Genomic DNA, 4,802 nt, shown 5'->3' on the forward strand with positions numbered 1-4,802 from the left:
CCCGGCGTGGTTAACCTTTCATTAGAGAATTGCACTGCATCTTCCGGACACGAGGGAGACTGCAATGTTTTCAAGCCGCGACACCTTTGAAAGCGATTTCTGCCCGGTCCGCGACGAACTCCTTGGCGAGATGTATCGCGCCAGCGAGAGTGGCCTGCCGAGGCTGGTTGAGAGTGTTTCCCCTGACGTGCGCGCCAGGCTGGCGCTGTTCTGCTATCGCCGCAGCCATTTGCATTCGCTGGCTGTCGCGATCGCGGAAAGCTGCAGCGAGCGCGACCTGATCGAGAACGGCGGCCGCGTCGGCTCGACGCTCTATGCGCTGTCGCGCGAACGCGCGACGAAATCCTCACCGTCGCTGTCGGGCGGGCGCAAGCCGATCACGCTGTCGACCAAGCCGCTCTCGGTGCTCGCACCACTCGATGACGAGCTCGACGACGAGATCGGCGAAGCGGTGCCCGCCTAAGCGGCCTCTATCACCGGCAAGCCGAACTTCCGCCGCGCCATTGCGCATTCGGCGTCGCCCGGCATGCAGGTCCGGCACACTTCCGGCCGCACCTCATAGATGCCACAGGCCGTGCTCTTTCCGATCTCTCCCTGCAACGCCGCGCAGCGATCACCCTCGCAGCGCATGCCCGATTGGCGCGCGTTGACCAGCCCTTCCGGGATCGCCGCAAGCTCCTCGTCGCTCTCGATCGAGAAACGCGGCCAGTTCTCCGAATAGCCGCAGCAGGCGCCGCAACCCTGGCAACAGCTCGACGGGTCGATCTCTTCCTTCATCTCACGTGTCCTTGGGCGGACCCCAGACCAGACTCTGCCGCCATCTGGCGCGCAGCACGTCGCGCCTTTCAGGATATTTCTCGTCAAGGTAGCTCGCCTCGACCACGCGGTCGGTGCGGAAGCTGCGGAAGTCGCCGCGCAGCTCGCACCAGGCCGCCAGCAGCCGCACCGCTTCGAGGTAGCCGACCGAGATCGGCCAGATCATGCGCTCGCTCGGGCGGCCCTGCTCGTCGCGATAGCGGAGCATGATCTTCTTGCCTTCGTGAATCTGGGTGCGGGTGCGCGCCATGTCCAGGCGGTCCGGCTCCTGGTTCGAGCTCGGCCGCGCCCGGCTCGCCGGCTCCAGCACGAAGGGCCGCAGGCGCTCAGGCACGGTGTCGGCGATCTTGGCCATCAGATCTTCGGCCGCGCGCGCCAGCGCGGAATCGGCGTGGCCTGCGACCCATTGCGCGCCCAGCACCGCGGCCTCGATCTCGTCGGGCGTCAGCATCAAGGGCGGCAGGTCGAAACCCTTTTCCAGGATGTAGCCCATGCCGGCTTCGCCGCGAATCGGCACGCGTTGGCCGATCAGGGTTGCGATGTCGCGATAGATGGTGCGCTTCGACGTCTCGAGCTCGGCCGCGATCGCGTCAGCCGTCAGCGGCTTACGCGTGCGTCTCAGCACCTGGATGATTTGAAACAGCCGGTCGGCGCGTCTCATGACGGGTCTCTTGTCGCTGCTTTTGTCTCGGCGGTGTTTTCAGAAGGCGGCGCGTGGCTGCTGACAGGATGTTGGCAGCAGGGGAGTTCTATACCGGGACAACACATCGACTGAAGAGGATTTGTCCATGATCATTCCAACCCATTTCGGCCCGGCCGTTCCGTTGTCGCAAGCGCAGGGGTGGTCCGTGTCGGCGTTCGGCCGCCTCGTTTCGCTCGATCTCATGGCCGTCGACCTCCGGTTTGCCTTCACGGGCGCCGTGGCAAGCCCGCTCGTCCGTGCCGCGGATGCGCTGGTCCGCCACGTGATGGGCCGTGCCTGGCAAGGCGCGCGCTTCGCAGAAGATATCACGGCTGCTGCCACCATGGTGGCAGCAGCCCGTCGCTAGGTTCCGTCACGCGTTCGACAGGTTCAGGAGAGCTCGCATGATCACGCTTTACGGCTTCGGCGCCGGCTTCGGCCTGCCGGAGATCAGCCCCTTCGTCACCAAGACCGAGGTACAGCTCAAGATGGCGGGGCTGCCTTACCGGAAGGAGCGGGCGATGCCGCCGGCCTCCCCCAAGGGGCAGCTGCCCTTCATCGACGACGGCGGCGAGGCGGTGGCCGATTCCACCTTCATCCGCGCCCATATCGAGCGCCGCTACGGCTTCGATTTCGATGCCGGGCTCTCGTTGCAGGAGCGCGCGCAAGCCTGGGCGTTCGAGCGCATGATCGAGCATCACGTCTATTGGGCCTTGGTCGGCGCGCGCTGGGTCGATCCGGTCAATTTCGCCAAGGGCCCAGCGCATTTCTTCGACGGCGCGCCGGAGCACAATCGCGAGAAGCTGCGCGAGGATGCGCAGTTCCGCGTCGCCGAGAACTATCTCCTCTCCGGCCTCGGCCGCCATGCGCCGGATGACGACGTCGATCTCGCGGTGCGCTCGCTGTTCGCGCTCTCGGTGCAGCTCGGCGACAAGGCATATCTGATGGGCAGCAAGCCCTGCGGCGTCGACGCTACGGCTTTCGGCATGCTCGCCGGCGTTCTCTCGCCCTTCTTCGAATCGGCCTTGCGCGAACGCGCCGAGGGATTTCCAAACCTCACCGCCTATGTCGACCGCATGATGGACGACTACTATCCCGAGTTCGCCTGGACCCCGCTGCGGCAGGCAGCGTAGCCCCGGTGCATCGGCAGACTCGGTGTAACCTCTCCCGCTTGCGGGGGAGGTCGGCGCAGAGCGCCGGGTGGGGGCTTTCCCCTCTGGGGGATTGTCTCTGCAGGCCTCGGACGGTCCCAACGCGGAGGCACCCTCTCCCCAACCCACTCCCGCACGCGGGAGAGGGGGCACAGCGACCGCGGAGCCGTCGCACGTTCTCACAGCCAAAGAAAAAGAGCCGGCCCATGGGCCGGCTCTCGTCGTCTCAAATCTCGCTGTGTCTACTTCACCAACGTGTACTTGCCATCCTTCACCGTGAGCAGGATGCGCGAGCGATCGTCGAGGCCGTAGCGGTCCTTCTCGGTGAAATTGTAGACGCCCTGGCTTGCGGCCAGCTCCTTTTCCGTCAGCAGCGCCTGGCGGATGGCCTCGCGGAATTCGGGCGTGCCGGGCTTGGCCGTCTTCAACGCCGCCGGAATGACGCGCTTGAGGATTTCGAACGCATCATAGGAATGGCCGGCGAACTGGCTGCGGCTGTTCGGCCCGTACTTGGCCTCGTAGGCCGAGTTGAGCGCGAGGCCCGGCTTCTTGGTCAGCGCGCTATCCGGCTGTTCCTCGGGGGCCATGACCGGACCGGACGCCATCAACACGCCTTCCGCCGCTTTGCCGGCGATGCGGATGAAGTCCATGCTCGCCGCGCCGTGGGTCTGGTAGATCAGTCCCTTGTAGCCACGCTCGCGCAGCTCGGTCTGCGGCAGCGCGGCCGCGGTGCCGGAGGCGCCGACCAGGATGGCGTCGGGATTGGCGGCAACGAGCTTCAGCACCTGACCTGTCACCGAGGTGTCGGGACGGGCAAAGCGCTCCTCGTCGACGATGGTCATGCCCATCGGCACCGCCTGGGCCTTGAGGTCGTTGAACCAGAGGTCGCCATAGGAGTCGGAATAGCCGATATAGCCGAGCGTCTTCACGCCCTTGGACTTCATGTGATCGTACAGCACCTTGCCGACGATCGGGATCGGCTGCGGCATCGCCACCGACCACTTCATGCGCTCCGGCGTGATCGGGAACGGCGCGAGGCCGAAATGCGGGATGCCGGCTTCGTTGGCGACGTTCGAGACCGCGATCGTCGGAGGTGTCAGCGCCGAGCCCATGATGATGTCGGCCTTGGATTCGGTGACGAAGCGGCGGGCGTTGGTGGTGGCGGTGGTGGGATCGCCGCCGTCGTCGAGCACGATCACCTTCAGCGGCACGCCGCCGATCTCCTTCGGCACGAATTCCAGCGCGTTGCGTTCGGGGATGCCGAGCGCCGCGCCGGGGCCGGTCGTGGTGGTGGTGATGCCGATAGTGACTTCGGCGGTCTGGGCCAATGCGGGCACCGCCGGCAGGGCAAGCGTCGCCGCGGTGATGGCGGCGGTCAAATAAAAGCGTTTCATCTATTCCTCCCTTGACGTGTTTCCTTGAAAGCAGAAATCGGGGGGTAATTCAGCCCCCTCTTTTGGTGATGCGGCGATTTAGCTTCCCGTGAATTTGGCTACCATTTCCGCCGGGAATGGTGCCGATTTCAATTTGTCTGGGTTAACGGGATCGCGGCCGACCAGGACGCGGGTCTCGAACCCTTCGATCGCCAGCGCCTCGCCCTTGTAGACGTTGTGCTTCACCTCGAAACTCGAGCGCTTGATGCTCTCGATCCTGGTTTCGATGGTGATCCAGTCGCCATAGGTCGAGGGGATGTAGAACTTGGCCCGCGTGTCGACCATGGGAATGCCCACCAGGCCGTATTTGCGGACCAAATCCTGCTTGGAGAAACCGGCAACCTCGAACAGGGTCGAGGTCGAATCGTCGAACATCGCGAAATAGCGCGGGTAGTAGACGATGTTGGCGGGGTCGCAATCGCCCCACTGGATCTGAACCTCGCGCCGGTTCACGAACATGACTTATTCATCCACTGGCGCTGCGCCACACCTCTCCCGAAGGGAGAGGTCGAATTGCGCCTTGCGATGCGCAGCATCGTCAAGAGCAATTCGGGTGAGGAAATACGGTCTCTCGAAAGGGCAGGGGCCCTCACCCGGCGCTTCGCGCCGACCTCTTCCAATGGGAGAGGTAAGGTCGAGGTCGCTGGTGCAATCCCGCTCATCAATTTACTTCGGCGCCATGCGCAGCGAGCCGTCGAGGCGCACCACTTCGCCGTTCAG

The 4,802-nt window shown here is 64.6% G+C and carries 8 protein-coding genes; 4 read left to right on the forward strand and 4 right to left on the reverse strand.

The features are described 5' to 3' along the window. Positions 1-64 precede the first annotated feature (64 nt). Positions 65-463: a hypothetical protein gene (locus tag JHD07_RS13430; RefSeq protein WP_291622836.1), complete on the forward strand. Its 399-nt coding sequence runs from the start codon at positions 65-67 to the stop codon at positions 461-463. On the opposite strand, the gene JHD07_RS13435 is transcribed toward JHD07_RS13430, so the two are convergent. Further along, positions 460-777, reverse strand: a complete 318-nt coding sequence (locus JHD07_RS13435; RefSeq protein WP_291622838.1) for a YkgJ family cysteine cluster protein — start codon at positions 775-777, stop codon at positions 460-462. The genes JHD07_RS13430 and JHD07_RS13435 overlap by 4 nt on opposite strands. Before the next feature lies 1 nt (position 778). Beyond that, positions 779-1,477, reverse strand: coding sequence for a YafY family protein (locus JHD07_RS13440; RefSeq protein ID WP_291622840.1), 699 nt, complete (start codon positions 1,475-1,477; stop codon positions 779-781). Positions 1,478-1,604: 127 nt separating this feature from the next. Between JHD07_RS13440 and JHD07_RS13445 the strand changes: the two genes are divergently transcribed. Beyond that, complete coding sequence (locus JHD07_RS13445; RefSeq protein WP_291622842.1) at positions 1,605-1,865, forward strand: hypothetical protein; 261 nt, start codon at positions 1,605-1,607, stop codon at positions 1,863-1,865. Between the two features lie 37 nt (positions 1,866-1,902). Further along, positions 1,903-2,631, forward strand: a complete 729-nt coding sequence (locus JHD07_RS13450) for a glutathione S-transferase family protein (protein ID WP_291622845.1) — start codon at positions 1,903-1,905, stop codon at positions 2,629-2,631. Between the two features lie 260 nt (positions 2,632-2,891). Here the strand turns inward: JHD07_RS13450 and JHD07_RS13455 are convergent, their stop codons facing one another. After that, positions 2,892-4,043: an ABC transporter substrate-binding protein gene (locus JHD07_RS13455; RefSeq protein WP_291622847.1), complete on the reverse strand. Its 1,152-nt coding sequence runs from the start codon at positions 4,041-4,043 to the stop codon at positions 2,892-2,894. Positions 4,044-4,121: 78 nt separating this feature from the next. After that, positions 4,122-4,541 (reverse strand): thioesterase family protein, encoded by a 420-nt coding sequence (locus JHD07_RS13460; RefSeq protein ID WP_024340606.1) that lies wholly within the window; start codon positions 4,539-4,541, stop codon positions 4,122-4,124. 66 nt (positions 4,542-4,607) lie between these two features. Here JHD07_RS13460 and JHD07_RS13465 point away from each other — a divergent pair. Next, a partial coding sequence (locus JHD07_RS13465; protein ID WP_291622853.1) for a hypothetical protein occupies positions 4,608-4,802 on the forward strand: 195 nt, incomplete at its 3' end.

Source organism: Bradyrhizobium sp. (assembly GCF_016462955.1).
Taxonomy (GTDB): domain Bacteria; phylum Pseudomonadota; class Alphaproteobacteria; order Rhizobiales; family Xanthobacteraceae; genus Bradyrhizobium.

Coding starts and splice junctions, on each gene's coding strand:
- JHD07_RS13460 (WP_024340606.1), bottom strand. CDS start 4,541: ATGTTCGTGAACCGGCGCGAGGTTCAGATCCAGTGGGGCGATTGCGAC.
- JHD07_RS13450 (WP_291622845.1), top strand. CDS start 1,903: ATGATCACGCTTTACGGCTTCGGCGCCGGCTTCGGCCTGCCGGAGATC.
- JHD07_RS13455 (WP_291622847.1), bottom strand. CDS start 4,043: ATGAAACGCTTTTATTTGACCGCCGCCATCACCGCGGCGACGCTTGCC.
- JHD07_RS13435 (WP_291622838.1), bottom strand. CDS start 777: ATGAAGGAAGAGATCGACCCGTCGAGCTGTTGCCAGGGTTGCGGCGCC.
- JHD07_RS13430 (WP_291622836.1), top strand. CDS start 65: ATGTTTTCAAGCCGCGACACCTTTGAAAGCGATTTCTGCCCGGTCCGC.
- JHD07_RS13440 (WP_291622840.1), bottom strand. CDS start 1,477: ATGAGACGCGCCGACCGGCTGTTTCAAATCATCCAGGTGCTGAGACGC.
- JHD07_RS13445 (WP_291622842.1), top strand. CDS start 1,605: ATGATCATTCCAACCCATTTCGGCCCGGCCGTTCCGTTGTCGCAAGCG.